The 26729-nt window shown below is 67.7% G+C and carries 27 protein-coding genes; 4 read left to right on the forward strand and 23 right to left on the reverse strand.

Features of this window, described 5'->3' with window-relative positions; all coding sequences use genetic code 11:
- Positions 1-257: 257 nt before the first annotated feature.
- Positions 258-719, forward strand: coding sequence for a GxxExxY protein (locus tag VNE60_11050; protein HVB32053.1), 462 nt, complete (start codon positions 258-260; stop codon positions 717-719).
- A gap of 228 nt (positions 720-947) precedes the next feature.
- Here VNE60_11050 and VNE60_11055 read toward each other — a convergent pair whose 3' ends face one another.
- From VNE60_11055 to VNE60_11095, 9 genes are all read right to left on the reverse strand, one after another.
- Positions 948-3464, reverse strand: a complete 2517-nt coding sequence (locus tag VNE60_11055) for a DPP IV N-terminal domain-containing protein (protein ID HVB32054.1) — start codon at positions 3462-3464, stop codon at positions 948-950.
- A 107-nt stretch (positions 3465-3571) separates the two neighbouring features.
- Positions 3572-5593 (reverse strand): potassium transporter Kup, encoded by a 2022-nt coding sequence (locus tag VNE60_11060; GenBank protein HVB32055.1) that lies wholly within the window; start codon positions 5591-5593, stop codon positions 3572-3574.
- 163 nt (positions 5594-5756) lie between these two features.
- A complete protein-coding gene (locus tag VNE60_11065; protein ID HVB32056.1) occupies positions 5757-6215 on the reverse strand; it encodes a PadR family transcriptional regulator in 459 nt (152 codons plus the stop codon).
- A gap of 275 nt (positions 6216-6490) precedes the next feature.
- On the reverse strand, positions 6491-7717 hold the full coding sequence (locus VNE60_11070; GenBank protein ID HVB32057.1) for an ABC transporter permease: 1227 nt from the start codon (positions 7715-7717) through the stop codon (positions 6491-6493).
- A gap of 10 nt (positions 7718-7727) precedes the next feature.
- On the reverse strand, positions 7728-9428 hold the full coding sequence (locus tag VNE60_11075) for an efflux RND transporter periplasmic adaptor subunit (protein HVB32058.1): 1701 nt from the start codon (positions 9426-9428) through the stop codon (positions 7728-7730).
- A 116-nt stretch (positions 9429-9544) separates the two neighbouring features.
- Positions 9545-10849, reverse strand: a complete 1305-nt coding sequence (locus VNE60_11080; protein ID HVB32059.1) for a TolC family protein — start codon at positions 10847-10849, stop codon at positions 9545-9547.
- A complete protein-coding gene (locus VNE60_11085) occupies positions 10846-11256 on the reverse strand; it encodes a hypothetical protein (GenBank protein HVB32060.1) in 411 nt (136 codons plus the stop codon). The genes VNE60_11080 and VNE60_11085 overlap by 4 nt, the downstream gene beginning before the upstream one ends.
- A 12-nt stretch (positions 11257-11268) precedes the next feature.
- Positions 11269-11637 (reverse strand): hypothetical protein, encoded by a 369-nt coding sequence (locus tag VNE60_11090; GenBank protein ID HVB32061.1) that lies wholly within the window; start codon positions 11635-11637, stop codon positions 11269-11271.
- Positions 11634-12101: a sigma-70 family RNA polymerase sigma factor gene (locus VNE60_11095; protein ID HVB32062.1), complete on the reverse strand. Its 468-nt coding sequence runs from the start codon at positions 12099-12101 to the stop codon at positions 11634-11636. Before VNE60_11095 ends, VNE60_11090 begins: the two co-directional genes overlap by 4 nt.
- On the opposite strand from VNE60_11095, the gene VNE60_11100 reads away from it, so the two are divergent.
- Entirely contained in the window at positions 12090-12281 is a 192-nt protein-coding gene (locus VNE60_11100) for a hypothetical protein (GenBank protein HVB32063.1), read from the forward strand. The two genes, VNE60_11095 and VNE60_11100, sit on opposite strands and share 12 nt — an antisense overlap.
- A gap of 7 nt (positions 12282-12288) precedes the next feature.
- On the opposite strand, the gene VNE60_11105 is transcribed toward VNE60_11100, so the two are convergent.
- The 9 genes from VNE60_11105 to VNE60_11145 all read right to left on the reverse strand — a co-directional run bounded on the left by VNE60_11105 (position 12289) and on the right by VNE60_11145 (position 18287).
- Positions 12289-12888: an HD domain-containing protein gene (locus VNE60_11105; GenBank protein HVB32064.1), complete on the reverse strand. Its 600-nt coding sequence runs from the start codon at positions 12886-12888 to the stop codon at positions 12289-12291.
- Positions 12889-13075: 187 nt separating this feature from the next.
- Positions 13076-13243: a hypothetical protein gene (locus tag VNE60_11110; protein HVB32065.1), complete on the reverse strand. Its 168-nt coding sequence runs from the start codon at positions 13241-13243 to the stop codon at positions 13076-13078.
- Between the two features lie 27 nt (positions 13244-13270).
- Positions 13271-13732, reverse strand: a complete 462-nt coding sequence (locus VNE60_11115) for a peptidylprolyl isomerase (GenBank protein ID HVB32066.1) — start codon at positions 13730-13732, stop codon at positions 13271-13273.
- A gap of 95 nt (positions 13733-13827) precedes the next feature.
- On the reverse strand, positions 13828-14505 hold the full coding sequence (gene nth / locus VNE60_11120) for an endonuclease III (GenBank protein HVB32067.1): 678 nt from the start codon (positions 14503-14505) through the stop codon (positions 13828-13830).
- Entirely contained in the window at positions 14492-14947 is a 456-nt protein-coding gene (locus VNE60_11125; protein ID HVB32068.1) for a hypothetical protein, read from the reverse strand. The genes nth and VNE60_11125 overlap by 14 nt, the downstream gene beginning before the upstream one ends.
- Before the next feature lie 37 nt (positions 14948-14984).
- Positions 14985-15869 carry an alpha/beta hydrolase gene (locus VNE60_11130; protein HVB32069.1) on the reverse strand — a complete coding sequence of 295 codons (885 nt, stop codon included), beginning with the start codon at positions 15867-15869 and terminating at the stop codon, positions 14985-14987.
- Between the two features lie 93 nt (positions 15870-15962).
- Entirely contained in the window at positions 15963-16346 is a 384-nt protein-coding gene (locus tag VNE60_11135; GenBank protein HVB32070.1) for a prepilin-type N-terminal cleavage/methylation domain-containing protein, read from the reverse strand.
- A 210-nt stretch (positions 16347-16556) separates the two neighbouring features.
- Positions 16557-16940: a type II secretion system protein gene (locus VNE60_11140; GenBank protein HVB32071.1), complete on the reverse strand. Its 384-nt coding sequence runs from the start codon at positions 16938-16940 to the stop codon at positions 16557-16559.
- 69 nt (positions 16941-17009) lie between these two features.
- The gene (locus tag VNE60_11145; protein ID HVB32072.1) at positions 17010-18287 is read right to left on the reverse strand and encodes a M28 family peptidase; all 1278 of its coding nucleotides are present in this window, start codon (positions 18285-18287) and stop codon (positions 17010-17012) included.
- A 148-nt stretch (positions 18288-18435) separates the two neighbouring features.
- On the opposite strand from VNE60_11145, the gene VNE60_11150 reads away from it, so the two are divergent.
- Positions 18436-19986, forward strand: coding sequence for a HEAT repeat domain-containing protein (locus VNE60_11150; GenBank protein HVB32073.1), 1551 nt, complete (start codon positions 18436-18438; stop codon positions 19984-19986).
- 9 nt (positions 19987-19995) lie between these two features.
- On the opposite strand, the gene VNE60_11155 is transcribed toward VNE60_11150, so the two are convergent.
- Entirely contained in the window at positions 19996-21066 is a 1071-nt protein-coding gene (locus tag VNE60_11155) for a M20/M25/M40 family metallo-hydrolase (protein HVB32074.1), read from the reverse strand.
- 171 nt (positions 21067-21237) lie between these two features.
- Between VNE60_11155 and VNE60_11160 the strand changes: the two genes are divergently transcribed.
- Complete coding sequence (locus VNE60_11160) at positions 21238-23679, forward strand: zinc-dependent metalloprotease (GenBank protein ID HVB32075.1); 2442 nt, start codon at positions 21238-21240, stop codon at positions 23677-23679.
- A gap of 91 nt (positions 23680-23770) precedes the next feature.
- Here the strand turns inward: VNE60_11160 and VNE60_11165 are convergent, their stop codons facing one another.
- From VNE60_11165 to VNE60_11180, 4 genes are read right to left on the reverse strand one after another with little or no spacing between them, the layout of a single operon-like run.
- Entirely contained in the window at positions 23771-24889 is a 1119-nt protein-coding gene (locus VNE60_11165) for a hypothetical protein (GenBank protein HVB32076.1), read from the reverse strand.
- 11 nt (positions 24890-24900) lie between these two features.
- The gene (locus VNE60_11170) at positions 24901-25785 is read right to left on the reverse strand and encodes a type II secretion system protein (protein ID HVB32077.1); all 885 of its coding nucleotides are present in this window, start codon (positions 25783-25785) and stop codon (positions 24901-24903) included.
- A gap of 1 nt (position 25786) precedes the next feature.
- Positions 25787-26209 carry a prepilin-type N-terminal cleavage/methylation domain-containing protein gene (locus VNE60_11175; protein HVB32078.1) on the reverse strand — a complete coding sequence of 141 codons (423 nt, stop codon included), beginning with the start codon at positions 26207-26209 and terminating at the stop codon, positions 25787-25789.
- Complete coding sequence (locus tag VNE60_11180; GenBank protein HVB32079.1) at positions 26206-26694, reverse strand: prepilin-type N-terminal cleavage/methylation domain-containing protein; 489 nt, start codon at positions 26692-26694, stop codon at positions 26206-26208. Before VNE60_11180 ends, VNE60_11175 begins: the two co-directional genes overlap by 4 nt.
- Positions 26695-26729 lie beyond the last annotated feature (35 nt).

Here is a 26729-nt window from a genome sequence, read left to right on the forward strand (position 1 = left end):
ATTCGGATTCATCGGACTGAGCGAAACCTGCCGGAGAAGGCTCTGGGGAACGCGGCAGCGGAGATCGGGGCGGAGAGGCCGGCCCGATCTCACGGTCCGGACTCGATGCTTCACGGGCGCAGCCCCCACGCATTCCTCCGGTCGCTTCCGACCCATTCGTCGCATCCGTTCCTCGATTCTGAGAGACCCGCGCGATCGAGATGCGCGTTTCGATAGAATGATGACGCAGATATCTGGTGCCGAACCGATCCTGCGGTATGGCCACACGTCCCGGCGGGCTCATCGAAGAAGCGCTCACGCATTCGATCATCGGGGCGTTCTTCGAGGTCTATCACATACTCGGCTACGGCTTTCTCGAACACGTGTATATGCTGGCGCTCGAGCGCGAGCTGCTGGCCCGCGGACATGCGGTCACGCGGGAACTGGGCGTCTCCATCAGCTACAAGGGCGAAGCGCTGACCTCGCAGCGGCTCGACTTCGTGGTGGATGGACGCGTGGTGGTCGAGATCAAGTCCACGCACGATCTCAGCAAGGCCGCGCCGCGGCAATTGCACAACTATCTTCGCGCGACCGAATTGGAGGTTGGCTTGCTGCTGCACTTCGGGCCGGAGCCAAAGTTCCATCGGCTCGTCTCGCTGAATGCCGAGCACCTGTCGCGGGGGAAGGCGCGTCGCGCCGAGCCGGCCGCTCAGAATCAGGATTCGGAGTCATCGAACTGAGCGAAAGCTGCCGGAACAGGCTCGGGGGAACGCGGCAGCGACGATCGGGCAGGCCCCACGCATTCCTCCGGCCGTTTCCGGTCCGTTCGTCGCATCCGTTCCCCGATTCTGAGCGGCTCACCTGGCGCGACGATCTCGAACGGCCGCCGATGCTCCGGCCGCCGCCGACAAAAAACCGGTGGCCGCACCGCCGTGCGACCACCGGTTTCTCGTATGCCACCAACGCGATCAGTGCGCGTTCATCGACGCGCTGCCCCCGTAGTTGTCGCCCAGGAAGTGCGTGGCGAAGAACTCCATCATCATCTCCTGCGCGTACGGGGCCATGTCGCCGTAGCCGTGTGGCTTCGGAGGATAGACCATCACCGAGAAGCGCTTGTGGGCCTTGATGAGCGCGTTCACCAACCGCATGGTGTTGGCCGGGTGCACGTTGTTGTCCATGAGACCCGTCTCGAGCAGCAGCGCGCCCTTGAGATTCGGCGCCAGCTCGACCGTGGTCGGCACGTGGATCTCGTACTTGGCGGTCGTGTCCGCCGGATCGCTGGCGGCCTGCGGGGTGCTTCCCCCCATGCGCCCGCGCCCGCCGCGGCCGCCACGTCCGGCGCCGGTGGCATTGGGCGATTCGATCTTCAGCCCGTGGTACTGCTCGCTCCAGTTCTGATTGTAGACGTTGTTGTCGTGGTTGCCCGACTCGCTCACGCCCACCTTGAAGAACTCGTTGTACGGCGGGAGGAGCATCGCCGCGGCGGTCTGGAACCCCCCGCCCGAGTGGCCGTAGATCCCCACCCGGTCGAGGTCGATGTACTTGTGCTCGGCGCCCAGCTCCTGGATCACGTATTTCTTGTCGGCCAGCCCGTAGTCGCGCAGGTTGAGATAGCCGAACGTATCGTAGGCGCGCGACCGCTCGGGGCTGCCGCCGCGGTTGCCGAACGTGACGACCACGAAGCCCAACTGCGCCAGCCGCTGCTGCTGCGCGGCGGGCGAGAAGTTGAACACCACCGATTCGGTCTGCGGCCCCGGATACGTGTAGGTGATGATCGGGTACGATCTGGTGGAGTCGAAGTCGAACGGCTTCCACATCTCGCCCCAGATGTCGGTCACGCCGTCGGCGGCCTTCACGTGGAACGGTTCGGGCGGCTTCCAGCCCAACGTCTTGAGCCCCGAGATGTCCATCGTCTCGAGATCCATCACCACCTTGCCGGTCTCGTCGCGGATCACGGCGCGCGGCGCCATGTCGATGCGCGAGTAGTTGTCCACGTCGTACTTGAAGTTGGGCGAGAGATCCGCCGTGTGCGTGGCGTCGCCGGCGTCCACGAGCGCGAGTCCGGTGCCGTCCAGATTGACGCGATAGAGATGGTGGTAGTACAGATCCTCATCCGGCTCGCGTCCCACGCCGTCGATCCAGGCCACGCCGCGCACCGAGTCCACCTTCACCAGGTCCTGGGCGCGCCAGGGTCCCGCGGTGAGGGCGTTCTTGAGCTTGCCGTCGTGCGAGTACAGGTAGTACTCGCCCCAGCCGGTGGAGTCGGACCACCAGATGAAGTCGCCGCCCGCCTTCACGTAGTGCGGCTCCTGCGTCTGCAGCCCGCCCCAGTCGCTCTTCTCCGTGAGGAGCGTCTTGATAGCGTGCGTTTTGAGGTCGACGTCGATCATCTCGAGTTCGCGCTGCGTGCGGTCGCGCCGCACGAGACTCAGGACGTCGTGGCCCGCGTCCGGCCAGACGAGGTTCATGATCCGCTGGTCCTTGTACTTGCTCACGTCCAGCGGCGTCACCGACTTGTCGCCGAGGGTGTACGTGTAGAGTTCCACCTGCGCCACGTTCTCCTCGCCGGGCATCGCGTACGGGTACTCCATGAGCGTGGGACGCGGATTGGCCAGGTAGTTCACCAGGTAGAGGTCCTTCACCTTGCGTTCGTCCTGGCGCATGACCGCGAACGCCTTGGAATCGCGCGACCAGACCACGTTGGCCCGTACGCGCGCGTCGAGCGGCGGCGCGCCGCGGCCGCCCTCCGCGGTGCCCTCGCGGGCCAACAGCACCGCGGCCGTGTCGAGATAGCCGAACGTCCGCTTGATCTCGCCGTCGGTGGACACCTGCACGGTGTCCTTGGTGATCGTGTCGACGACGAACAGGTTGTTGTCGCGGGCGAACGCGAAGTGCGTGCTGTCGGGCGAGTAGTTGTGGAAATCGCCGCCGCCGCGCCCGAAGAATCCGCCGCCGCCGCGCCCGCCGCGTCCCTCGGTCTCCCGCGTGGCCGGGCCGACGCGCCGGATGGCCTCGGTGGCCAGCGTCCACTCCCAGCGCGAGCTGTCGGCGTTGAACTCGAAGCTCTTGTGGTCCTTGCTCAGCGTGATCGTGGCGAACGGGAGATTGTACCCATCGTATGCGTGCCCCGACGCCGCGGTGAGCGCGGCCGCGAGCTTGGTGTGGTCGAACAGCGGCCGCTTGACCTTGAGCGCCGGCACCACGAGGAAGAAGGTGGAGCCGGTATGGTCCTTCCAGTTGTACCACATCGAATCGCTCTTGCCGATCCAGTGCGGATCGACCGCCGAGCTGTAGAGCACGGGGCGGAGCGCTTCGGGGGTGAACTTGTCGGCCAGGGCCCAGTTGGCCTGGTTGGCATGTGCGTGCTGGGCCGATGCCGGGGGCGCGACGGCGGCGAGCAGGGCGAACGCCGCCGCGGTGCAGAACCACCGCGACCACGGCCCACGGCCGAGGTGTGTGGGACAGGGGGGAACGGGGGCGGGCATGGGACGGTCTCCCGGAGGCGAGGTGCGCCGGTGTGGGGGGGGACGGGGTGGGGATGCTGCGCCCACTGATTTGCGGGCGGGACCGGCGATTGGGAAGGGGGAGGACCCTAGAACTCCACCTGGGCGCCCAGCTCCACCACCCGGTTGGGCGGGATGTTGAAGAACTCCGTTGCCGAGCGCGCGTTGCGCGACATCACCACAAACAGCTTCTTGCGCCAGCGCGCCATGTTGAGCGGCGCTCCGTCTCCGGTGCCCGGCGTGGTCACGGCGCCGGCGCGCGCGGCCCTGGGCGCGTCGTGCTTGCCGAGCACCATCACCCGCTCGCGGCCCAGGTAGAACGTGGTGTCGAGCGGTTTGGCCCGCAGGCCCAGTGCCCGCGCGCGATTGAGCACGTCGGGCACGTCGGGCGTCTCCATGAAGCCGTAGCGCGCCGTGACGCGCCAGAACCCCTCCTCGAACTTCTCGATCGTGACCCGCTCGGCGGACGGCACCGAGGGGACTTCGAGGGTGAGGATGGACATCAGGATCACCTGGTCGTGCAGCACCTTGTTGTGCTTCAGGTGGTGCAACAGCACCACCGGCACGCCGTGCGGCGACGAGGTCATGAACACCGCCGTGCCGGGGACGCGGGTGGGCTTGCGGCGCGCCACGTCGCCGAGGAACAGGTCCAGCGGCAGCGCGCCCGCGTGCAGGACGTGGTTGAGCATCATCCGGCCGCGCTTCCAGGTGCTCATGAGCGTGAAGATGACGGTGCCGATGGCGATCGGCACCCAGCCGCCGTACTCGAGCTTCACGAGGTTGGCGCCGAGGAGCGACAGGTCGATGACGAGAAAGACCCCGGTGAGCGCAGCCACGCGCCAGAGCGGCCACCCCCACTTCTCGCGGGCCACCACGAAGAACAGCAGCGAGGTGATGACCATCGTGCCGGTGACGGCGATGCCGTACGCCGCGCTGAGCGCCGCCGACGACTGGAACATCAACACGAGCACGATCGTGCCGATGCGGAGCAGCTGGTTGACCTCGGGGATGTAGATCTGGCCGGCCTCGCGTTCGGACGTGTGCACGATCGTCACGCGGGGGGAGTAGCCGAGCTGCACGCTCTGCTGCATGAGCGAGAACGCGCCCGAGATCAGGGCCTGCGAGGCGACGATCGTGGCCAGCGTGGCCACGACGACCACCGGGTAGAGCAACACGCGCGGCGCCAGCAGGTAGAACGGGTTGGTGACGGCCGACGGATCGCGCAGCAGCAGGGCGCCCTGGCCGAAGTAGTTGAGCAGCAGCGCCGGGAACACCACCGCGAACCAGGCCAGCCGGATGGGGCGGGGGCCGAAGTGCCCCATGTCGGCGTACAGCGCTTCGGCGCCGGTGACCACGAGCACGACGGCGCCGAGCACGAGGAATCCGGCCCCGCCGTGGGCGACGAAGAAGCGCACGGCCCACTGGGGATCGAGCGCCTCGAGCGTGCGCGGCTCGCGCAGGATCTCCGCTCCGCCGAGCACCGCGATCATCGCGAACCACACCGCCATGATCGGCCCGAAGAATCCGCCCACGCGCGACGTGCCGCGGCTCTGGAAGGAGAACAGCAGGAGCAGGATGAGGACCGTGGAGGCGACGACGACGAACGTGGACAGGTGCGGCGCGGCCACCTGGATGCCCTCGACGGCGCTGAGCACCGAGATGGCCGGCGTGATCATGCCGTCGCCGTACAGCAGGGCGGCGCCGAACAACCCCAGCACCACCAGCGCGTAGCGCCGCCGCCGCGGGCTTGTGTCTCGGCCGTCGTGCAGCAGCAGCGCCAACAGGGCCAGAATGCCGCCCTCGCCGCGGTTGTCGGCGCGCATGATGAAGACGATGTACTTGATGCTGACGATCAGGATGAGCGCCCAGACGATGAGCGACAGCACGCCCAGCACGTTGGGGCGCGTCACGGCGATGCCGTACTCCGACCGGAAGCACTCGCGGAGCGCGTACAGCGGGCTGGTGCCGATGTCGCCGTACACCACGCCCAGCGCCGCCAGGGAGAGGAAGGCCAGGCGCCTGCCGGCGGGACGGAGCTCGACGTGCGATCGCGCGGCGGGAACGGCGCTGTGGAATCCGCTGGTCTCGGTGGCCGCTGCGGGCGCGGTCATCGATTCCGGACGCGATGGGTCAGCGGGCATGGACAGAGGGTGGATACCCCGGGCCGGTCAGGCCTGGCGGAGCGCCGACCGGACCTCACCAAACGACAACGGGCCGCGAAGGGTTCGCGGCCCGAAGCGGAATCTAGTGCCCACCGGGAATGCGTCCAGCCAATCAGCCGGTGATGGCATCAATCTCGCGCGCCGCGCGATCGAGCACCTCGGCGATCTTGCCGAGGATCTCCTTGCTGTCGGCGTGCTTGACGGCCGTGCCCAGGCTGCTTCTCGCCACGTGGCGCATGGCGGTGCGGACATCCGCCATCGTGGGGCTGAAGAACGGCTCCACTGCCTGGGTGATGCGCTCGAAGATGGACTCGACGGTGCCGATGTTGGCCGCGAGGTATTGCGTGCCTTCAGGGGTGATCTGATAGACGCGCTTGCCGCCCTCTTCGGCTGTGGCGTTCACGTAGCCCATCTCCTCGAGCATGGTGAGCGTGGGGTAGACGGTGCCCGGGCTCGGCGAGTAAGTCCCGTTGGACCGCTCCTCTAGTGCCTTGATGATGTCGTAACCATGGCGCGGCTTTTCGGCGATCAGTTGGAGAATGACGTATTTCAGGTCACCCTGCTCGAACATCCGGCCAGCTCGACCACGAAAATGCCGCCCCTTGGGTCCGCCACCCTGGCCCCAGAAGCCTCCGGCGAACGCATCCCAATCCCACCGCCCTCGGCGGTGCCCACAGTGCTCATCATGCATGTTTGTGTCCTCCATGCGACATAGCAGAGATGTATCTTCGACACATTGACGATATATCGTGAATTATGGCGTGTCAACTGGCGTCGTCGGTCGCCTGCCGCCCAACAAAAAGCCCCCGACAACGCCGGGGGCTTTCTGTTGGGCCATTGAGCGGTCTACTCGTATCTGAGCGCCATGATCGGGTCCATCACCGACGCGCGACGGGCTGGCCAGACGCCGAAGATCACGCCCACCGCCGCCGAGAACGCGAACGCGATGCCTACGGCGGTCATCGATACCTGCGTGTTCCAGCCCGCGGTCTTGCTCATGAGCGTTGCCCCGCCGGCCCCGAGCGCGATGCCGACGATGCCGCCCAGGCAGCACAGCACCACGGCCTCGATGAGGAACTGGAGCAGGATGTTCCACCGCGTGGCCCCCAGCGCCTTGCGAATACCGATCTCTCGCGTGCGTTCCGTCACGGACACGAGCATGATGTTCATGATCCCGATCCCGCCAACGAGCAGACTCACCGCCGCGATGCCCGACAGCAGATACGTGAACACCTGCGTGGTCTCTGCGGTGGTCGTGAGGAAGTCGGTCTGGCTGCGGATCTGGAAGTCGTCGAGATCGGTGGTGCGCAGCTTGTGCTGCCGGCGCAGCGCCTTCTGGATCTCGGCCATCGCCAGCGGAATGTTGTCCTCGCTCGACGCGAGCACGTTGATCGAGCGCACCCAGTTGGAGCCGAACACGCGGTACCGGCCGGTGGTGATCGGGATCAGGATCTGGTCGTCCGGATCGCCGAACGTGCTGCCCTGTCCTTTGGGTTCGGTGGTGCCGATGACGGTGAACAGCACGCCGCCGATCCGAATCTCCTCACCCACGATCGCGTCGGGGGTGCTCAGCCCGAAGTTCTGGGTCACCGTGGGGCCCACCACGGCCACGCGCCGCTGCCCCTGGTCTTCGGCCTCGGTGAACATGCGGCCGCCGGAAAGCTTGTAATTGCGCACGGTCAGATAGTTGGCCGTGGTGCCGATGATCGACGTATTGGTGTTCTGGTTGGTCCACGTGACCTGGGAGCTCTTCTGCATTTCCGGCTCCACGGCGATGACGTCGGGGAGGCGCTCCGGATCGTCCAGCGACTTGGCGTCCTCGATGGTCATGCGTTTGCGTTGCCCCCCGATGGCGGCGCCGAAGCCGCGGGCCTGGCCCGGGCTCACGCTGAGCAGCGTGGTGCCGAGCGATGCGATGCGATCCTTCACGGCCTGCTGCGCGCCGCTGCCGAGTGCCACCATCGCGATCACGGCGGCCACGCCGATCACGATGCCGAGCATCGTGAGCAGCGAGCGGAGCTTGTTGGCCCGCAGGGCGCCGATCGCGACGCTGATGATTTCGCCGATGAGCATATGGCCTCGCCTAGAATCCGCGGCCGCGGCCGCCAGTGGCGCCGCCGAGGGGCGATGACTGGTTCTGGCGGAAGCGATCCTGCATCTGTTGCCGCTGCGCCTGCAGGGCGAGCACGTTGAGCAGCACGACCTTCTCGCCTTCCTTGAGCCCGCTGAGCACCTCGGTGTAGTCGAAGTTGCTCTGGCCGAGCATGACGACGCGCGGCTTGTAGCCCGCGCTGTCGGCCACGAACACGAGGCCGGCGCGTGGGCGCACGCGCATCACCTGCTCGGGTGCCCCCACGTTGAGCGCGGCGCCGGCCGGCGCTCCGGCGGCGCTGCGTCCGCCGCCCGGTCCGCCCTGGCTGCCCATGCCACCGGCCGCCTGCATCTCGCGGCGGCGGCAGGCGCCGACCTTGGCGCGGTCGATCCCCATCGCGGTGTACAGCGGCTGCGCCTGGGCCATGATCGCCTGACGGTCGGCGTCCGGTTCGCGCATCTTGGCCATCAGGTCGTCGAGTTGCTTCTTCTGCTTCGGGAATTTCTTGTACGCGGCGGTGATCGTCGCGCAGTCCTTGTCCGTGACCTGGACCTGCTGGAATCCGCCGCGGCGACCGGCCTGCGGGTCCTGCTGTTGCGGATCGAGTTCCACGTCGCCGCGAGCGACGGTGGTTGTGGCCCCGCTGGCCGGAGCGCTGGCGCTCCCGTTCCCGCCGCGGCCGTTGCGGCCGCCACCGCGCCGTCCCCCGCCGCCGAAGCCGCCGCTCATCTGGGCGCGGATCTGGGCCTGGACGGTGTCGGAGTTGAGGCCGAGCATCGGGGCGACGGTGGCGCCCTCACGCGTGGTCTTGAGCGCGTCGTTGGACACGGCGATGACGTTGGTGCGCTGATCGACGATGGCCGAGACCTCGCCGTTCATGCCGGGCCGGAGCGCGCCGTCGAAGTTCTCGAGGTTCACGAGCACCGGGAACATCGTCACGCCCTGCTGGACCACCGCCTGCGGCTCGATCTTCTCGACCTTGCCTTCGAAGCGGCGGTCGGGGAACGCGTCCACGGTCACCGTGGCCGGCTCGCCGGCGCGGATGTTGCCGATGTCGGTTTCGTTGAAGTACGAGCGCATGCGCACGTGCGTGAGGTCGGCCATCTTGAGCAGCGTGGTGCCCCCGCCCACCGAGTTGGTGGACGACTGGATGATCTGTCCCACCTGCACGTCCTTCTCGATGATCGTGCCGGAGCTGACGGCCTTCACGGTCGCGTCGAGCAGCGCCTGCTGGGCGATGTCGAGGTTGGCCTGCTGCCGCACGACGGTGGCCTGGGCGCTCTCGTACGTGAGGCGGGCCTGCTCGTTCTCCTGCGGCGTGATGACCTTGGCGCCGAGCATGTCGTCGCTGCGCTTCTTCTGCGCGGTGGCGACCTCGTACTGCGCCTTGGCGGAGTTGAGGTCTGCCGCGGCCTGCTCGAACTGCTTCTGGACGGTCTGCGTATCGACCTGGACGAGGAGATCGCCCGGTTTGACGAAGGTGCCGGTCTCGACGGGCATGTTCATGACCATGCCGGAGGCCTTGGAACGCACCTCGACGATCACGATCGGCTCGATGGCGCCGTTGGCGTCGGCCGACACGGTGACATCGCGGCGCGCGACGGTTTCCGTTTGCACCGCGAGCGGCTTGTTCTTTCCCGCGCCACAGGCGGCCAACAGCACAACGACAATCAGGGGGGGGAGTCGTTTCACGAACCTGTTCCTCGAGTCAGAATGCGATACCAGCCACCTCTAGTACGGAGGGCATTAAGAAAACGCTGGCCCGGACGCGTGGGCGTCCGGGCCAGCGTATTGGGACGGCGGGATGGTTACTGCAGATCGCGGCCGATGAGCTGCTCGATCTGGGCCTTGGTGGTGCGGTAGTTCAGCCGGTACTGGATGAGCTGCAGCCGGGCCTGGTTGAGCGCGGTCTGCGACGTGAGCACATCCAGCAGGGTGGACGCGCCCACGGCATAGCGCTGGTCCTGGACGCGGAGGTCTTCCTGGGCGGCGGCGATCGTCTGCTGCTGGATGACGATCTCCTGCTCCAGGGTCTGCAGATTGGCCACGTACTGGACGACGCTCTGCTGCGCGGCCAGCTGCGCGTCGCGGAGATTGGCCTCGGCGTTGGCCATCGAGACGCCGGCCTGCACCGAGTTGTTTTCCCGCGTCCAGTTGTCGAACAGGCTGTAGTTGAGCGAGATCGACAGGGTCTTGGCGTACGCCATGGAGCCGGAGCCGATGCCGTAGTACTTGTCGAACCCGCTGCCGCCGCGGTTGTAGGAGAGCGTGATGCTGGGCAGGTACGAGGCCTTGCTGGCGCTCACGCTGGCTCTGGCGGTGGCCACGTTCGCCTCGGCGGCCCGTACGATGGGCCCCTGGTCGGCCAGGTTGGCGATGAGGGCGCTGTCGATGGGCGCGATGCTCTGGTCGAGCGTGTCGGAGGCCGTGGCGGTCACCAGGTACTTGGTGGCCACGAGCCGGGTGAGCGAAGCGGCCGCCACGCGCTCGTTGTTCTGCGCGGTGAGCAGGGCCAGCCGGCCGTTGGCGACCTGGATCGCCGAGCGGAGCGAGTCGGAGCGGGTGGCGGCGCCGGCGGCGACCTTGGCCACCGACACCTTGAGCTGCTCGACGGCCTGCTGGAGTTGGGCTTCCGCGGCCGCTTCGGATTCCTTGGCGGCGAGGATGCTGTAGTACTGCGTCTTGACGTTCAGCGCGATGGCGAACTTCTGCGCCACCTCGTTGACCTCGGCGCTGGTGACCGAGGCCCGGGCGGTTCGCAGGTTGGCGAATCGCTGGCCGCCGTCGAACACGGTGAGGCCGAACCGGAGGCCGTCGGAGTAGGACCAGGGCGCGGCGGCATAGGGCACGATGGTGCCCGATTGGCCGAACCGGTCGCCGCTCTGCTGGCTCTGGCCCATGGACCAGGACAGGCTGGGGATGAACGCGGCATACGCGGAGGTGACCCCGGAATTCGCGGCGGTGATCTGCCCTTCGGCGGCGACGGCGGCGGGCGCGTTCTGCTGCGCGAGCGCGATGGCTTCCTTGAGCGTGACCGGATGGAGCGAATCGGCAGCGGGCTGCTGCGCCGCCAGCGCGGCGGGCAACGCCGCCAACAGCAAGAACTTCTTCATCGTCTGCAGGAGTCCTGTCTCGAATTGGATGGTCTGCCGCGGGCGCGGCGCGTGGAATCGGCACGCGCGCGGCGCGTGGAATCGTCCCGGATCCGGGCGTCGAGCTTGGCGACCTGATCCGAGGTGAGGAGCGCCCGGAACTTGTGGCGCGCGTCGAGGCGAATGGAATCGATGGTGGGCCGCAGGGGACGCTGCGCCACCGAGATCGCGCAGTTGGCCGCATCGAACGTGGAGTCGGCCAGCGCGCGCTGCGCGGGCGTGAGGCCGATGTCGTCGTACATGGTGGTCCGTTCCGCCCAGCTATGCGGATGGCGCTGCATCACGCGGTCGGCGGAGAATCCCAGCACGCCGCCCACGAGCACCGCGCCGAGGAGGAAGAGGAACGCCTGCTGCTTGGGCCGCTCCATGATCGTCTCCGATTACTGCCGCGAGAGGATGTAGCGCACCGTGCCGTCGCGCGTGTCCTGCAACATGGGACGGACGGCGGTCTCGATGGGGCCGGGAAGCGGCGCCAGCAGCGCTTCGTACGCCGTGGTCTGTTCGGATTCGTGGGCGCGGAAGAGCGCGGCGCTGCAGGCGAGCAGCAGCGCGGCGGCGGCGAGCAGGGCGGGACGCGTCCAGTGATCGAGTTCGGTCCACCACCCGAGCTCCATGCCGACCACGCGATGCATGATCCGCGCTTCGAGTTCACTCCAGTACGCCTCGTCGCCCGGTGCGGCGTAGATCGCACGGAGCCCGCGCGTCACGTCGTCCTCGTCGTGACCGTGTACCAGTCGCAGATCGCTCATAGATCGCTCCGTACGTCTCTCAGAATTCCGCGCAACGTAGCGCGGGCGTGGTGCAGGTCGGACCGGGCGGTGCCTTCGGGAATCCCGAGCATGCCTCCGATCTCGCCGTGCGTGAACCCTTCGACATCGTGCAACACGATCACCGACCGCTGCCGTTCCGTGAGGTGCGTGAGCGCCTCGCCCAGCCGCGTCCGCAACTCGTCCGCTTCGCCCGGATCCCGGAATGGGAGGGCCACTGCTTCCGTCAATTCATCCGCATCGCGCACCTTCCGACGCCGCACCAGATCGAGCGCCGAATTGGCCATGATGCGGTACAACCATGCCCCGAAGGGCTGATCGGGCAGAAAGCGATCCAGCGCCCGGTAGGCGTGGAGGAACCCTTCCTGCACCGCGTCTTCCGCGTCCTCGTGCGTGGCCACGATCGCTCGGGTCACCGCGTAGGCCCGGCGCTGATGCAGGTGCACCAGTGCCGCAAACGCATCATGGTCGCCGCGCTGAGCCGCGAGAACGAACTCCCGTTCCGGCCGCTGAGCGTCAGCCACCTGTATGCGCGCCTGAGAAATCGATGGAGCGACCGCAGCAGCCGTCATCAGCGTCCTGGCTGTATTCATCTGGAACTACGCAAACCGCCGGACGGGCGTTGAACATCGGTCAGGGCGCGGCCGGAGCCCCGGCAAGCCCCAGGTCGACGGCCGCGCCGCGCATGGCGTCGATCACGAACTGGATGTGATCGTCGAGCTCCACGCCCATCTCCTGCGCGCCCAGCACCACGTCGTCGCGGCTGACGCCGCGCGCGAACGCCTTGTCTTTCATCTTCTTTCGCACGGATCGAGCATCCACGTCGAACACGCTCTTCGTGGGCTTGACGAGAGCGGTCGCGGTGACGAGGCCGGTGAGTTCATCCACGGCGAACAGCGCCCTGGCCATGGGCGTCGCGCGCGGCACGTTGCAGTAGGTGGCGTGTCCGAGGATGGCCTGCAGGATGTCGTCGGGCCAGCCGCGCTCGCGCAGGATGCGGACGCCCTGCGCGGGATGCTCCTCGGTGGCCGAGTGCGCGGCGTTGGGAAATCGCTCGTAATCGAAGTCGTGGATCAGGCCCGCCAACCCCCAGCGCTCGGGGTCCTCGCCCAACCTTCCGGCGTAGGCGCGCATCGCGGCCTCGACGGCAAGCATGTGTTTACGAAGCGATTCGCTCGCCGTGTACTCATGCATCAGGGCGAGCGCGGATTCACGGGTGGGAAGATCGGACATGTCGGCTGGTCAATTCGGGGTTGGTAACCTCCCGTAATATTGACGGTTGGGACCCCGAAGGGATAGCCGAATGCAAAACCCGCAGCCCGGGTGCTACGCGCGCCGGGCCGGAATCCGCCGGATGCCGGCCCGGCGGATGCAGCCGATGCGGGGCTCCCCAACGCCGGAGCGGCCCCGCAGAGGCGGCCTACTGGGTGGCTGCCGCGGCCGGCTTCTCGTTGGCAAAGTGGCGGTTGGTGAGCCGCACGATGCCGTAGAGGATGGCGAAGATGCAGACGGCGCCGATGATGAGGCCCATGAAGCCGGCCTTCATGTCGCCCGTGTGCGACTGGGGTGCGTTGTGCGAGTCGGTCATGAATGCTCCTAGGCGGGCGGGGCGGCGCTACGCGACGCGGACCGTGTTCATCACGTCATTCTTGCGGATCTTCTGCATCGCGTCCAGGCCCTTGGTGATGCGGCCGAAGACGGTGTGGACGCCGTTCAGGTGGCGCGTGTTGGATTCGCTGAGCACCATGAAGAACTGGCTGCCGCCGGTATCCTTGCCGGCGTGGGCCATCGAGAGAGCGCCCACGACGTGCTTGTTGGGGTTGCCGGCGGTCTCGCACTTGATCTTGTACCCCGGTCCACCGGTTCCGATGCGCGGATCGCCGTCGGGAAGATCGCGCGACAACGGGTCGCCGCCCTGGACCACGAAGTCGGGGATCACGCGGTGGAACTTCACGCCGTCGTAGAACCCCGCGTTGGCCAGCTTCTCGAAGTTCTCCACGGTCTTGGGCGCGTCCTTCTCGAACAGCTCGGCGACGATGGTGCCGACGTTGGTTTCGAACGTTGCAGTCTTGCTCACGGGAGGAGAGGCAGAGGGAAAGGGGGAGTCGCGACAGGAAACCTAGGCGTTTCGGCCGGACTCGACAGGGGCGGCGCGCCCTTTTTTGCGGCGGTTCACGGCGCGGCGCTCGGACAGAGGTCGGCGAGCACGCACTCGGCGCAGCGGGGCTTGCGCGCATCGCACACGCGACGGCCATGCTCGATGAGGAGGTGGGAGAGGATGGTCCACCGCTCGCGAGGGAACAGCGGGAGCAGGCTCTGCTCGATCCGTTCCGGCGTCTTGGCCCCCGTGAGCCCCAGCCGGTGGCTGAGCCTGGTGACATGCGTGTCCACCACGATGCCTTCGTTCCTGGAGAACGCGTTTCCCAGAACGACGTTGGCCGTCTTGCGTCCCACGCCGGGCAGGTGGGTGAGCGCGTCCATCGAGTCGGGCACCGATCCGCCGTGCTGCTCGGTGACGGCCACCGCCATGCCGATGAGGCTCTTGGCCTTGTTCCGGAAGAAGCCGGTGCTCCTGATGAGCGCCTCGACGTCGTCCTGCCGCGCCTTGGCCAGGGCGCGCGGCGTGGGATATTTCTTGAACAGTGCCGGCGTGACCATGTTGACGCGCTTGTCGGTGCACTGCGCGCTGAGGATGGTGGCCACGAGCAACTGGTAGGCGTTGCGGAAGTCGAGCGCGCAGTGCGCGTCGGGATACGCGGCCAGCAGCCGGTCGAGAATTTGCGCGGCGTGCCGGCGGAGGGCGGGACCCTTCAGTGCGGCGCGACGGGTTCGGGGCTTAGGACTCGACACCGGCGTGCTGCTTCAGCCGGTCCACGCACTCGTGGAGCTGCTTCTGCGTGAGCTCGATTTCCTGATTGGCGCCCTCCTCGTCGAGGAGACCGGCGCGCATGGAGATGGCCACCTGATTCAGGTACCGGATCTTGGTGAGGATCTCGTCGGTGGCCTTGCGCAGCTGCATGAAGCGTCGCTTCTCGGCGAGCGCGCGGCGGTAGCGCAGCGTGAGTTCGGTGTGACTCAGGCGCTTGGCGAGCGTGATGACCTCGTCGTGCGAGCGGCCGGGGAGCGCGGCGCGGTCGGGGATGCCCGAGTCCTCCCATCCGTCGTCGGCGAACCAGAGGCGACCGACGTACTCGATGCCATCGAACGCGATGCGACAGGACACGTGCAGCTTGTGCCCGTCGGGTTCGATGGTGGCGATGTACGGCTGAATGACGCTGTCGGTCAGGGACATGGGTCGGGCGCCGGTAGCAATCGGGGGAGGGCCGCGATCATTCAAGAAATCTATCGATAGCCGCAAACAGAGCCGCGGGTTGTTCCACATACGGCACGTGGCCGCACGCGTCCAACGTTACCAGTTCGGCCCCCAGGGCGCGCGCGCAGGCCTCGGAGGAGGCTAGCGGGATCGGGTCCTGCAGACCATGGATCACCAGCGCCGGGCAGCGGATCGAGGCCAGCCGCCCATCGCCCACCAAGTCGTAATCTCCAAGACTTTCCCATACCGCCTGCTGAACACGTCCCACCACCCGGAACATCGTGAGGTCGTGCGCCGCCCGCGGATCGGCGAAATAGCCGGCTACGCTGAGTTCGAACGCCCGCTGGCGGTATCGGTCGGGACTCCGCTCCCGCAGCCCCGAGGCGGCCAGTTCGTCGCGCATGGCCTGCACCGCCGGTGCCGCCTGCCGCCGAGCAAATTCCGCCTCGAACACCTCCCGAAATTGCCGCGACATCGGGGCCGGGTCAATGAGGACAATCCGGGCCGGAGCGCGGAGCAGGGGATTGGCCGCTGCCTCCGCCGCATACAGGAGCGCCAGCAGGCCGCCCCACGAATAGCCGACGAGGGTGAGCGGCGCCACGGCGAGCTCGTCCACGACGAGACCCAGATCGGCCACGTGGTCGCGCCAGGTGACCGGAGCGCGGCCGTCGCCCCGCGACCGTCCGCCGCCGCGCTGATCGTAGAACACCAGCTCCCGCGTACGGGCCAGCTCCAGCATCTGCGGCAGCAGGTAGCCGTGATCCGCGCCCGGTCCCCCATGCAATACCAGCAGCCGGTGGCCGAGGGGCGGGCCGTACGCCGCCCAGTAGAGCGGAACGAGCGTGGAGGTGGTGAATCCCGTTGCGCGCGGAGCGAAGGGGCGCGGGGGCGTGTCCGTCATGTGGTGCGACTGTTGGAGGTGCTGGCCAGAAGGGAAGCAAAGGGGCCGGACGCACGCGCGTCCGGCCCCTTTCAAACGTATCGCTCCGCGGACTCAGTTACAGACCGGCTCGCCTTCGCCCGCCGTGGTCACGAGCGGGTTGGCCGTATTCACCGCGATCGCGCAGGTGTGGCCGGCCAGCTGGCTGTGCGTGACCGTGGCCGACCAGTAGCCGGCGCCCACCACGACGGCCGGCGTGTTCACGCCCGTGGACTGCTTGAAGTTGATGGCGCTCAGGTCGGTGGAGTACTTGGACGAATCCGAGAAGAAGGCCTCTTCCGCGGTCACCATGTTGCGGAGGTCCGACTTCATGGCCGTGACGTACGCCTTGGACTTGGTGTTGGCGAACTTGGGGATCGCGATCGCGGCCAGAATGCCGATGATCACGACGACGATCAGGAGCTCGATGAGCGTGAAGCCCTTGCGATTCTGCAACATGTGGGGGGTCTCCGAAAAAGGGGGGATACGTGCCGAGGGGAGCGGCCCGTCGTTGTGCGGTTGACTATGTGGCAATAGTGATGCCATGCCGGCAATGTGGCATAACTCCATGTAACATAATGTGTTATGGGAGTGTGCGCCGGATCACACGGGCCCCGCAGGACCGCGATACGCGATGAAAGCGGTACGTTGCCAGAGCGGGCGACGCGGTCAGTTACACACCGGCTCGCCCTCGCCCGCCGTGGTCTGGATCGGGTTGGCGGTGTTGACCGCCACGCCGCACGTGTGGCCCGTCAGCTTGCTGTGGGTGACGGTGGCCGACCAATAGCCGGCGCCGGTGACGACGCTGGGTGCGTTGACGCCGCTGGATTGCCGAAAGGCGATGACCGAGAGATCGGTGGAGTATCTCGAAGAGTCGGCAAACCAACCCGCCTCGGCGGTGACCAGATTGCGAAGGTCCGACTTCATTGCCGTCAGATACGCTTTGGACTTGCTGGTGCCGAATCGCTGGATCGCAATTGCTGCGAGGACCCCGACGATCATGATGACGACGAGGATCTCGACGAGGGTGAATGCCTTACGCCCGATGTGCATGGGTGCGCCTTCCGGAACGGAATGAGAGTGCCCGAGATCCGTGAACACAGCTACAGACCCGCGCGGCCGTCAGCCTCCGCGCTTGCCGAGCGTCACGGAGAGTGTCAGACGCGCCCCGTCGCGGATCACGACCACCGGCACCACGTCGCCCGGTTTGTGCGCGAAGAGGGCGTTGGAGTAGCTCTCCAGATCGGTGACCGCCATGCCCCCGAATTCGACGACGACGTCGCCGGCCTTGAGGCCGGCGCGGTCGGCGGGGCTGCCGGCCGTGATCCCGGTGAGGCGCTCGCCCTTGATGTCGCCCGCCGCCATGTCCGGAATGGAACCGAAGTAGACGTCGGATCCGGTGCTCGACGCGGTGACCGGCTTGGCGGGGACACGGAAGAAGGTGACGCGCGCCGGCCGATTGGCGACCTCGCGTATCACGCGCTCCGCCACGGCCACGACCTTCGCTTCGCCGGCGGCATTGATCTTGTCCACGTCATCGGTGGCGCGGTGATAGTCCTCGTGCAGGTCGGTGAAGAAGTGCAGCACCGGCACGTTCTTGGCGTAGAACGAGGATTGGTCGGACGGGCCGAATCCGTCGCCCTGCCCGAAGATCTTCACGAGTCCGCCGTTGGCGCTGTCGAGCAGGGCGGGGAATTCGGTGGCGGTGGCCACGCCGTACACGATGAGCCGGTCGTTCCTGAGGCGGCCCACCATGTCGAAGTTGATCATCGCGTCCATGCTGTCGATGGCCACGGGGCTGTGGTCCACGAAGTACGCCGAGCCGAGCAACCCTTCTTCCTCGGCGCTGAAGTTGACGAACATCAGCGAGCGTCTGGTGGGCGAGGCGCGGAAGATGCGGGCCAACTCCATCACGGCGGCGGTGCCGGACGCGTTGTCGTCGGCGCCGTTGCGGATGGCGTCCCTGGCCTCGGGGTCGAGCGCGCCTTCGGTGGAGCGCCCCAGGTGGTCGAAGTGGCCGCCGATCACGACGTATTGATTGCGCAGCGCCGGGTCGGTCCCGGCGAGCATGGCGACGACGTTCTGCGTGGGCAGCACCTCGGGCGGTCCGGAGTGGGCGCCCGTGGCGGGGCGTGCGACGAACGGCTGCAGATACGAGGTGGGCGTCATCGCGGTGAGGCCCAGGCTCTGGTAACGGCGGGCGATGTAGGCCGCGGCGCTATCGTTGCCCGGCGTGCCGGCGCGGCGCCCTTCCAGGCGGTCGCTGGCGAGATACGCGATGTCGGCGCGGATGCGAGTGGAGTCGGGGCTGGGAACGGCGGCGGGCGCCGGGGCGAGTTGCGCCCGCTGACACGCGGCGAGGGCGCACGCGGCGGCGAAAGTCCAGATTCGAAGCGTCATGGCGGTGTTGGTAGGGGGATGCGGCGAAGTCTAGCCGTGGGGCAAACCGTGAGCCAGCGCACACCGCGCGGGATGCTGGCGTGGCGGAGCCGGTGCGGCCTAATTTCAGTGGTCCCAACCAGCCCGACGCCGGGCGGACCACCGCTCCATGGAATACTCGGCCACATTCGCGCGTCTCTTCTCACGTCTCGTCTCGCTGCTCGTGTACGACGCGGAGAACGTGGACGAGCAGAAGATGGCGTTGCGCGCCGTGGTAGCCGTGGCCAAGCAGGGGCCGATGCGGATGGCCGTCCGCGACGGGATGCTCTACGCCGACGATGAGCTGATGCCCGGGGTGCTGCCCGGGGTGCGCGAGGTGGCCGATCGGATGACGACCGGCGGTCTGCGCGAGATCCTGTTCGACAACGAATGCGCGGCAGCCGATGTGCTGGGAGTGGCGCGCTTGCTTGGCGGGCCGCCGCGCGACCGTGCGGACCTGGTCTCGGCGTTCGACGCGCTGGCCACGAAGACGATCCGCGCCATGCCGGCGCCGCCCGTCGCGGGAGCCCGGGAAGCGCCGGCCGCCTCGGTGGTGGCGGAGGCGCCGCGGCCGGAGCCGGAGCCGCCGCCGGTCATCGAGGCCGCGCCCGAGGAGGCGCCCGGTGTGCCGGGCCTGGTGGCTCAGGACAGCAGCGCGATGTTCTACCAGTTCTCGTCGATCGGCACCGTGAAGGATTCGCCGGAGGCATTGCTGGCGCGGTTGCAGGCGACGACGAATTCGGCGGAGACGGTGCGCTTGCTGGACGACGTGGTCACGCTCGCCGAGACGGCGGCCCGCGAGGGGAAGGCGGAGGCGGTGGGAACGTTGCTGTACGGGGTGGTCACGCGGGAGAGCGAGGTCGCCGACGGCGAGGTGAAGCGCACCTACGTGATGGCGCTGCGCCGGATGTCCAAGCCGTTGCTGCTGCGGGTGGTGGCGACGCTGCTGCCGCGCGTGCCGGATCGCACCGAGGACTTTGTGGCGGTGCTGGTGCGGATGGGGCAGGATGGGGCGGAGGCCTTGATCGACCAGCTCACCCAGGCACAGACGGCAGACGATCGGCAGGTGATGTTCGACGTCCTGCAGCGGCTGGACGCGGCGGTGCCCGTGCTGGTGCACATGCTGGGAGATGCGCGGTGGTTCGTGGCGCGCAACGCGGCCGATCTGCTGGCCGAGATGAAGGCCGTGGGCGCGGAGAGTGCGCTGGTGGCGCAGCTCCACCATGCGGACGACCGGGTGCGCCGGTCGGCGACCAACGCCCTGATGCAGCTGGGCACGGAGAGCGCGCGGCAGGCGGTGCGGTTGGCGGTGCGGGACGCGGCGCCGCAGGTGCGGATGCAGGCGGCGTTCGCGATCGCGGCGCATCGCGATCCGCAGACGGCGACGACGCTGATCACGGCGATCGACGCCGAACAGGACAGCGACGTGCAGTTGGCGATGTTGTTGGCGCTGGGGCGCGTGGGAACGGCGGAAGCGGTGGAGCGGCTGGTCCGGGCTGCCGAGCCGGAGCGTGGGTTCTTCAAGAAGAAGTCCACGGCGTTCCGCGTGGCGGCGGTTCAGGCGTTGGCCGAGGCGAAGTCGCCGGGGGCGCAGGCGGCGCTCAAAGCGCTGGCGTCCGACAAGGAGAAGGAAGTCCGCGACACCGTGGCGCGCCTGTCGCAGTCGGGCAGGCGCGCCTGAGCGCGCGCGTCAGCGGGCCGTGAAGTCGGTACGGGCGTCCACGCCGCGGCAGGCTTCGGCGATCAACGCGGCCGTGTGGTCGACGTCGACGAGGCTCACCATCTCGTTGGGCGAGTGCATGTAGCGGTTGGGAATCGAGACGAGCGCGGTGGCCACGCCATCGCGGGCCAGGTGGATGGCGTCGGCGTTGGTGGAGGTGGTGCGCCCTTCGGCGTGGACGGTGTACGGAATGCCGGCCGACTTGGCGGCGTCGCGCAGGAGTTCGAACACCACCGGCGAGATGAGCGAGCCGCGCACGAGCACGGGGCCGCTGCCGAGTTTGTGGTCCCCGATCTCCTTCTTCTCGAGTCCCGGGTGGTCGGTGGCGAAGGTGACGTCGACCGCGATCGCCATCTGCGGCTTGACGGTATTGGCGCAGACGAGCGCGCCGCCGCCGTGCCAGGCGATCTCTTCCTGCGTCGTGGCGCAGGCCACGACGCGCGCCTTGCCGGGTCGCTCCTTGTAGCGGCGCAGGGCTTCGAGCACGGTGAAGGCGCCGATGCGGTCGTCGATCGAGCGCGACACGACGCGATCGTTGGGGAAGTCGAGGGTGTGCGAGTCGATGACGCCGGCGTCGCCGACGGCGATACGGGCTTCGGCTTCGGCCCGATTCCTGGCGCCGATGTCCACCCAGAAGTCGGTGAGCTTCGAGGCCTTGTCGCGATCGGCGGGCTTCATGAGGTGGATGGGCTTCTTGCCGATCACCCCGATCACGTCCCCGCCGGCGGCGAGGAATCGGATGCGCTGGCCGGCGAGCACTTCGGGATCCCATCCGCCGATCGGCGAGATGTACAGGTAGCCGTCGTCGTCGATGTACTGGACGATGAGGCCGATCTCGTCGATGTGGCCGTCGAGCATGATCGTGGGCGATCCGTCGGGGTTGACCTCGGCGATGCTGTTGCCGGCGACGTCGCTGCGCACGATATCGGCGAAGGTCTGCGCTTCGGCCCGCCAGGCGCGGGCCGCGGCGGTCTCGTAGCCCGACGGCCCGGGCGAGTCGAGCAGTCGCTTGAGAAAGGTGAGCGATGAGGAGGTGAGCATGACGGATCCGACCGGGGTAGACCAGAAGACTTATCGGGTGCGCGAATTGTAGCCCCGGGGCAGGGAGGGCCGCCAGTCGCGGAATGGTGCGACCCGGGTGTAGGTTGGGGGCACCTCGCGCAGCCGCGGAGACGGCTCCCCCCGCATACGTTCACTCCCACCCGACGGGCCATGCGTTCGAACTTCGCTGCAGTCATGCTCACGCTCGCGGTCACGGCGTCCTCCGCCGCGGCCCAGAACCCGCCGGCCGCGAAGGCGGCCGCCCCCGTGGCCACCAGCATCGCCGCCAGGACGGCGGGATTCCAGAAGCACGACGGCTTCATCCCGTTGTACCTGAACGAGGAGACCGGGAAGATCCTGCTCGAGATTCCGCAGGATTCCTTCCCGGCGCTGATGTACGTGGCCCAGACCACGGGTCTCGGCTCCAACCCGATCGGCATCGACCGAGGCGCGGGGGGCGAGACCCAGATCGTCCACTTCAACCGCGTCGGCGACCACGTGTTCGTGGTGTTCGAGAACACGCGCTTTCGCGGCGCGGCCGACAATCCCGACCACGAGCGGACGGTGGCCGAGGCATTCCCGACGAGCACGATCGCGGCGCTCCCGCTGCTGGCGGCGGAGAACGGCCATCTCTTGGTGGACGCGACGGAGTTCTATATCCGGGACTGGACGGACGTGGCGGCCACGCTGCAGCGGAGCCACGAAGGCACGTACGTGCTGGCGCGCGACCGGTCGAGTGTGTTCCGGCCGTACACGAACGCGTTTCCCAAGAACACCGAAGTGGACGTGTCGCTCACCTTCGCGGCCAGCGGGGCGCCGGGCCGGATCGTGAGCCGCATGGCGCCGGACGGCCACGCGATCACGCTGCGCGAGCACGTGTCGTTGCTGGCGCTGCCCAACGACCACTACCGGCCGCGGGCGTGGGATCCGCGCATCGGGTACTTCGGGATCACGTTCAACGATTACGCGCAGCCCATCCAGGATCCGCTGCAACAGCGGTGGATCGAGCGCCACCGGCTCGAACGCGTGAATCCCGACGATCCCCATTCGCCGATCAAGGATCCGATCATCTACTGCGTGGACCGCGGCATTCCCGAGCCCATCCGGACGGCGACGCTGCAGGGCGTGAAGTGGTGGGAGCAGGCATTCGACAGGGCGGGGCTCGCCGGCGGATTCAAGGCCGAACTCTGTCCCGAGGGGATCGACCCGATGGACGCGCGCTACAACATCGTGCAGTGGGAGAATCGCAACGAGCGCGGGTGGTCGGTGGGCGGAGCGATCTCCGATCCGCGCACCGGGGAGATCATCAAGGGCATGGCGCGGCTCGATTCGCACCGCGCGCGCACCGATTACAACATCTTCGCGGCGCTCATGGGCGCGGCCAAGACGCCGGCCGACACGCACTTCGTGCTGGCCCGCGTGCGGCAGGTGAGCGCGCACGAGACCGGGCACACGCTGGGGCTGTCGCACAACTACATCGCGTCCACGTACGGCCGGGCGTCGGTGATGGACTATCCGGCGCCGCGGGTGACCCTCGACAAGAACGGGCGCATCGATCTCTCGGACGCCTACGGCGTGGGCCCCGGGGCGTACGACGTGTGGGCCATCCACTGGGGGTACGGCATCTTCCCGGCGGGCACGACGCAGGACTCGCTGAAGGCGATCGTGGCCGAGGGGTTGAAGAAGGGATACCTCTACCTCTCCGACGCGGACGCGCGTCCCGACTACGCGTCGGATCCGCGCGTGAACCTGTGGGACGACCAGTCGTCGGCGTCGCAGTTTCTGAAGAACCAGATGGACGTGCGGCGCGTGGCGATAGCCAGGTTCGGCCTGTGGAATCTGCGGCCCGGCGAGCCGCTGGCGGCGCTGCAGGAGCGGTTCGCGCCGCTGTACTTCTTCCATCGGTTCGCGCTGAGTTCGCTGTCGCGCACGATCGGCGGGATGGAGTACGCCAGCGCCGTGGTGGGCGACGGCCAGCAGGCGACGACGCCGATTCCGGGGGCGCAGCAGCGCGCGGCGTTGAGCCAGCTGCTCTCGGCGATCACGCCGGCGGAGCTGGCGATTCCCGACACGGTGCTGACGCTGCTCACCCCCAACGCCACGGAGGTGTCGCCGCGGGTGGAACTGTTCGGATCGCGCACCGAGCCGGCGTTCGACGAATTCGGCGCGGCGCGGACGCTGGCGCAGATGGTGGTGGGGCTGGTGCTGCAGCCGGAGCGCGCGGCGCGGGTGGTGGCGTTCGCCACGCGCGGACGTGGGATGCCGACGCTGGGCGAGGTGATCGACTCGCTGGTGAATGCCACCTGGAACGCCCCGGTGGCGGGCAGCGCCAAGTACCGGGCGCTGCAGCAGGTGACGCAGCGGGCGGTGGCCGACGGACTGCTGTTGCTGGCGGCAGACACGACGGCGGCGCCGGAGGTGCGGGCGATCGTGGACCTGAAGATCCGCGATCTGCAGCCGCAGGCGGCGCGGCGGGCCGCGTCGGGGACGTTCGAGGCGCGGGCGCACTGGAGCGCCATCGCCGGCGATTTCAGCCGGTGGATGGAGCGGCGGGAACTGCCGCAGCCCACCCGCGCGCTGACGGCGCCGCCGGGGGATCCGTTCGGGGGTTGAGCGGCCCTCGGTTCCCGAAATCCGGCGCAGAACACGGCGGGCCGTGGGCGGTCAGGATGATGCCGCCCACGGCCCGCTGCCGCTGATCGCCTCAGTAGATCGCGATGTTGTCGAGCCAGGCGTTGGGATACGCGATGTACGATTGGAGCTTCTTCGAGGCGCGCGAGACGTTACAGGAGTTGTAGACGTAGCTCTTCTGGCCGTTGGCCGTGGACGTGTCGACGTTCACGACGCCGGCGCCCGTGGTGTCGCCGAGCAGGACGTTGAGGCCGCTCATCGTGGCGCCGGAAGTGGTGTTGTTGCCGTTGGACGTGAGCGATCCGCCCACGAGCAGGATGCCGTTCCACATGTTGCTGCCGCTGATGACGAAGTTGCTGTCGGCGATGATGATGCCGCGGCCCGCGTTGGGCAGCGAATAGTTGTTGGTGTGGATGCGGATGACCGGCCAGTAGCTCGTGTCGGCGGAGAACGTCGCCGCGCTGGGAAAGCTCTGCGGCGGGATGGTGATATCCGCCGGGATCGACCCGGCCAGGATGCCTGCCCAGTCGATCTTCACCTGCGACGCGAGTTGGGCCGTGGTCTGGTTGGAATCGATCGGGGGATTTCCCGTGGGCAGGTATCCGCCGGTCGAACTCCATCCGCCGCTGGGCACGGTGACGCCGGCGAGCGTGGTATCCACTCCGCACTGGTCGGTGCCGCTGATGGTTCCGGCGTTGCCGTTCTTCTGAATGCCGGACAGGCTCGTCCAGCCGGAGAGCACATTGACGACGGTCGTGTTCCACCGCGCATAGGTGCCCACGGCCCGCATGGCGTACACGTTGCGCCCGCCCGCGGAGAGCTTGGTGGTGGTGTCGACACCGGTGGACATGACGAAGTAGATGGCCGGATCGCTGCTCCCTGTGGTCGCGTGCACGAGGCGGGAGACCACCCAGGCGTAGCCACCGTTCGACGCGACCTTCGTCGACTCCGCCGTGACCGTGGGCGGCGAGCCGCAGTACTGGCACCACCCGGACGTTCCGCGGAGGACGAGAAACTGCTGGAGCCCGTTCTGCGCGATGGCGAACGCGCGCTCGGTGCCCTTCTCGGCCTGATTGGCGGAGATCTCGGCGTTCGTGGAGAGGAAAGCGGCGGCCAGCGCGGCGGTGATCACGGCGATCACCAGCACGGCCATCGGCAACGCGAATCCCTTGCGATTCTCGAGACGCAACATGGCTCAACTCCTCAGAAGCTTCGCGTGTTCTTGAAGAACACCGCGGTGGTCATCTTGGTCATGCTTCGCAGACCGTTGGACTGCAGCTTGGGACTCACGCCGTAGAGCAGGATGTCCAGTCCGCGAATGTTGGACAGCGCGGGCACGGTGGTCTGGGACGTGTCCTGATTGGGGACGTAGAACTTGAAGCGCGCCGTGGAATCGAAGGGCGCGAGCAGTTCTTGCCTGCTGCCGCCGGCGGGGGTGCGATACAGCCCGTAGAGTCCGGGAAATGCCGCCGAGGAATCGAACGAATACGTGATCTTCTGCCAGAGGAAGACGGGGGTGCGAACCGCGATCCCGGCCGCGGCCGGGGTCAGCTGGAGCACCTGGCCCGATCGGCCGTTGACCGTGAGCGTGGAGATGCCGGCCTGGCCAGCCCCGGTGCCGGTGCACATGGCGGGCGTGCCGTACACCGTGATGTTGTTCGCGCCCTGCGGCGATGGGGGCGTCACGATCGTGTAGCGCCCGGCGCTGTTGCGCCACGCGTAGCCGGCGTACTTCGCGATCGCCATCACGCTGGTATCGGACGGGAGCAGGCTGACGATCGTGGCCGAGGAGGTGTTGCCGCAGGCCAGCCCGAACGCATAGGGCACGATCACGCGCACCGTGCGGCCGTCGGCCGACACGGAGTCGACGCCGCCCGAATCCTGGACCATGCGCAGGTCCGTGAGCAGCAGGTTCATTGATTCGCGAGCCACCGCCCGCGCATTGCGGGCGCCGTACTCCCGGGTGAAGAACCTGGACTGCGCGATCACGAGACGGGTGAACGCGGCGCCGATGATCGCGACGATGAGCATCGAGACCAGTAGTTCGGCCAGCGTGAAGCCCCGGCGCGCCCTGGTGGGGGACGTCATGTCAGCAGCCCGAGCACAGAGGGGAACCGCCCGCCGCGTTGGCGCGCGTGAACAGCAGCGAGTCGGTGGCGGCGGTGTTCGAGGTGGGCGCGAGCACGATCTTGACGGCGATGCGATTGGTGGCCGGCGTGAGCGTGATCGCCCGCGTGTAGGCGATGCTGCCGATGGTGATCGTGTCGGCCTTGCTGGACATCGTCGCGAGGGTGGTATACGGGATGGCGCCGAGGCGCGCGGCCTGCTGCTCGAGGGCGGCGGAGCGATTGGCGACGAGGCTGTTGGACTGGCCGGCCGACGCCACGGACAGCGAGAGCTTCGCGATCGTCACGAGCACGATCCCGAGCATCGTCATGGCGATCATGATCTCGATCAACGAGAACCCCCGCCGCGTGGGCAGGGTCTGGTGAGGCGATTGAAGACGGTTCATTTGATCTGCACCAGTCCACCCTGCGTCATCCGGACACGTTGCGTGTAGGTGGCGCCGCCGATCGTGGCCGACAGGGTGGCGGAGAGGGAGTCGTTGGCGAGACCGGCCGGATAGACGGTGACCGAGCTTCGCGAGAGGGTGATGTTGGACGACGTCAGATTGAATCCGGCCAGGGAGGTCTTCCGGAATACCGCGCCGGAGGCCACGTCCTTCACCGACAATTGCATCGTCGTGGTATCGAAGCTGATCAACACCGGCTTCCGGTCGCGCAACGCCAGACCGAAGGCGGCCTGCAGGTCGTTGCTCATCGCGATGGCGGCGCGGTTCACGCGCTGGCGCGAAATGATGGCGCTGATTCGGCCGACCGACACCCCCATGATGATCGCGAGCATCGCGACGGCGATGACGAGCTCGATCAACGTGAATCCGGACCGCTGGCCGCGCGGTCTGGATTGCGGTGATGGAGACTGCCCGGATCGTGACATGAGGGTCCCTGAGGAGGGAATTGACCAACCTGGTC

Source organism: Gemmatimonadaceae bacterium (assembly GCA_035533755.1).
Taxonomy (GTDB): domain Bacteria; phylum Gemmatimonadota; class Gemmatimonadetes; order Gemmatimonadales; family Gemmatimonadaceae; genus JAGWRI01.

Coding starts and splice junctions, on each gene's coding strand:
- VNE60_11050 (HVB32053.1), top strand. CDS start 258: ATGGCCACACGTCCCGGCGGGCTCATCGAAGAAGCGCTCACGCATTCG.
- VNE60_11055 (HVB32054.1), bottom strand. CDS start 3,464: ATGCCCGCCCCCGTTCCCCCCTGTCCCACACACCTCGGCCGTGGGCCG.
- VNE60_11060 (HVB32055.1), bottom strand. CDS start 5,593: ATGACCGCGCCCGCAGCGGCCACCGAGACCAGCGGATTCCACAGCGCC.
- VNE60_11065 (HVB32056.1), bottom strand. CDS start 6,215: ATGTTCGAGCAGGGTGACCTGAAATACGTCATTCTCCAACTGATCGCC.
- VNE60_11070 (HVB32057.1), bottom strand. CDS start 7,717: ATGCTCATCGGCGAAATCATCAGCGTCGCGATCGGCGCCCTGCGGGCC.
- VNE60_11080 (HVB32059.1), bottom strand. CDS start 10,849: ATGAAGAAGTTCTTGCTGTTGGCGGCGTTGCCCGCCGCGCTGGCGGCG.
- VNE60_11085 (HVB32060.1), bottom strand. CDS start 11,256: ATGGAGCGGCCCAAGCAGCAGGCGTTCCTCTTCCTCCTCGGCGCGGTG.
- VNE60_11090 (HVB32061.1), bottom strand. CDS start 11,637: ATGAGCGATCTGCGACTGGTACACGGTCACGACGAGGACGACGTGACG.
- VNE60_11100 (HVB32063.1), top strand. CDS start 12,090: ATGCAGGTGCACCAGTGCCGCAAACGCATCATGGTCGCCGCGCTGAGC.
- VNE60_11105 (HVB32064.1), bottom strand. CDS start 12,888: ATGTCCGATCTTCCCACCCGTGAATCCGCGCTCGCCCTGATGCATGAG.
- VNE60_11110 (HVB32065.1), bottom strand. CDS start 13,243: ATGACCGACTCGCACAACGCACCCCAGTCGCACACGGGCGACATGAAG.
- VNE60_11125 (HVB32068.1), bottom strand. CDS start 14,947: ATGTCCCTGACCGACAGCGTCATTCAGCCGTACATCGCCACCATCGAA.
- VNE60_11130 (HVB32069.1), bottom strand. CDS start 15,869: ATGACGGACACGCCCCCGCGCCCCTTCGCTCCGCGCGCAACGGGATTC.
- VNE60_11135 (HVB32070.1), bottom strand. CDS start 16,346: ATGTTGCAGAATCGCAAGGGCTTCACGCTCATCGAGCTCCTGATCGTC.
- VNE60_11140 (HVB32071.1), bottom strand. CDS start 16,940: ATGCACATCGGGCGTAAGGCATTCACCCTCGTCGAGATCCTCGTCGTC.
- VNE60_11145 (HVB32072.1), bottom strand. CDS start 18,287: ATGACGCTTCGAATCTGGACTTTCGCCGCCGCGTGCGCCCTCGCCGCG.
- VNE60_11150 (HVB32073.1), top strand. CDS start 18,436: ATGGAATACTCGGCCACATTCGCGCGTCTCTTCTCACGTCTCGTCTCG.
- VNE60_11155 (HVB32074.1), bottom strand. CDS start 21,066: ATGCTCACCTCCTCATCGCTCACCTTTCTCAAGCGACTGCTCGACTCG.
- VNE60_11160 (HVB32075.1), top strand. CDS start 21,238: ATGCGTTCGAACTTCGCTGCAGTCATGCTCACGCTCGCGGTCACGGCG.
- VNE60_11165 (HVB32076.1), bottom strand. CDS start 24,889: ATGTTGCGTCTCGAGAATCGCAAGGGATTCGCGTTGCCGATGGCCGTG.
- VNE60_11170 (HVB32077.1), bottom strand. CDS start 25,785: ATGACGTCCCCCACCAGGGCGCGCCGGGGCTTCACGCTGGCCGAACTA.
- VNE60_11175 (HVB32078.1), bottom strand. CDS start 26,209: ATGAACCGTCTTCAATCGCCTCACCAGACCCTGCCCACGCGGCGGGGG.
- VNE60_11180 (HVB32079.1), bottom strand. CDS start 26,694: ATGTCACGATCCGGGCAGTCTCCATCACCGCAATCCAGACCGCGCGGC.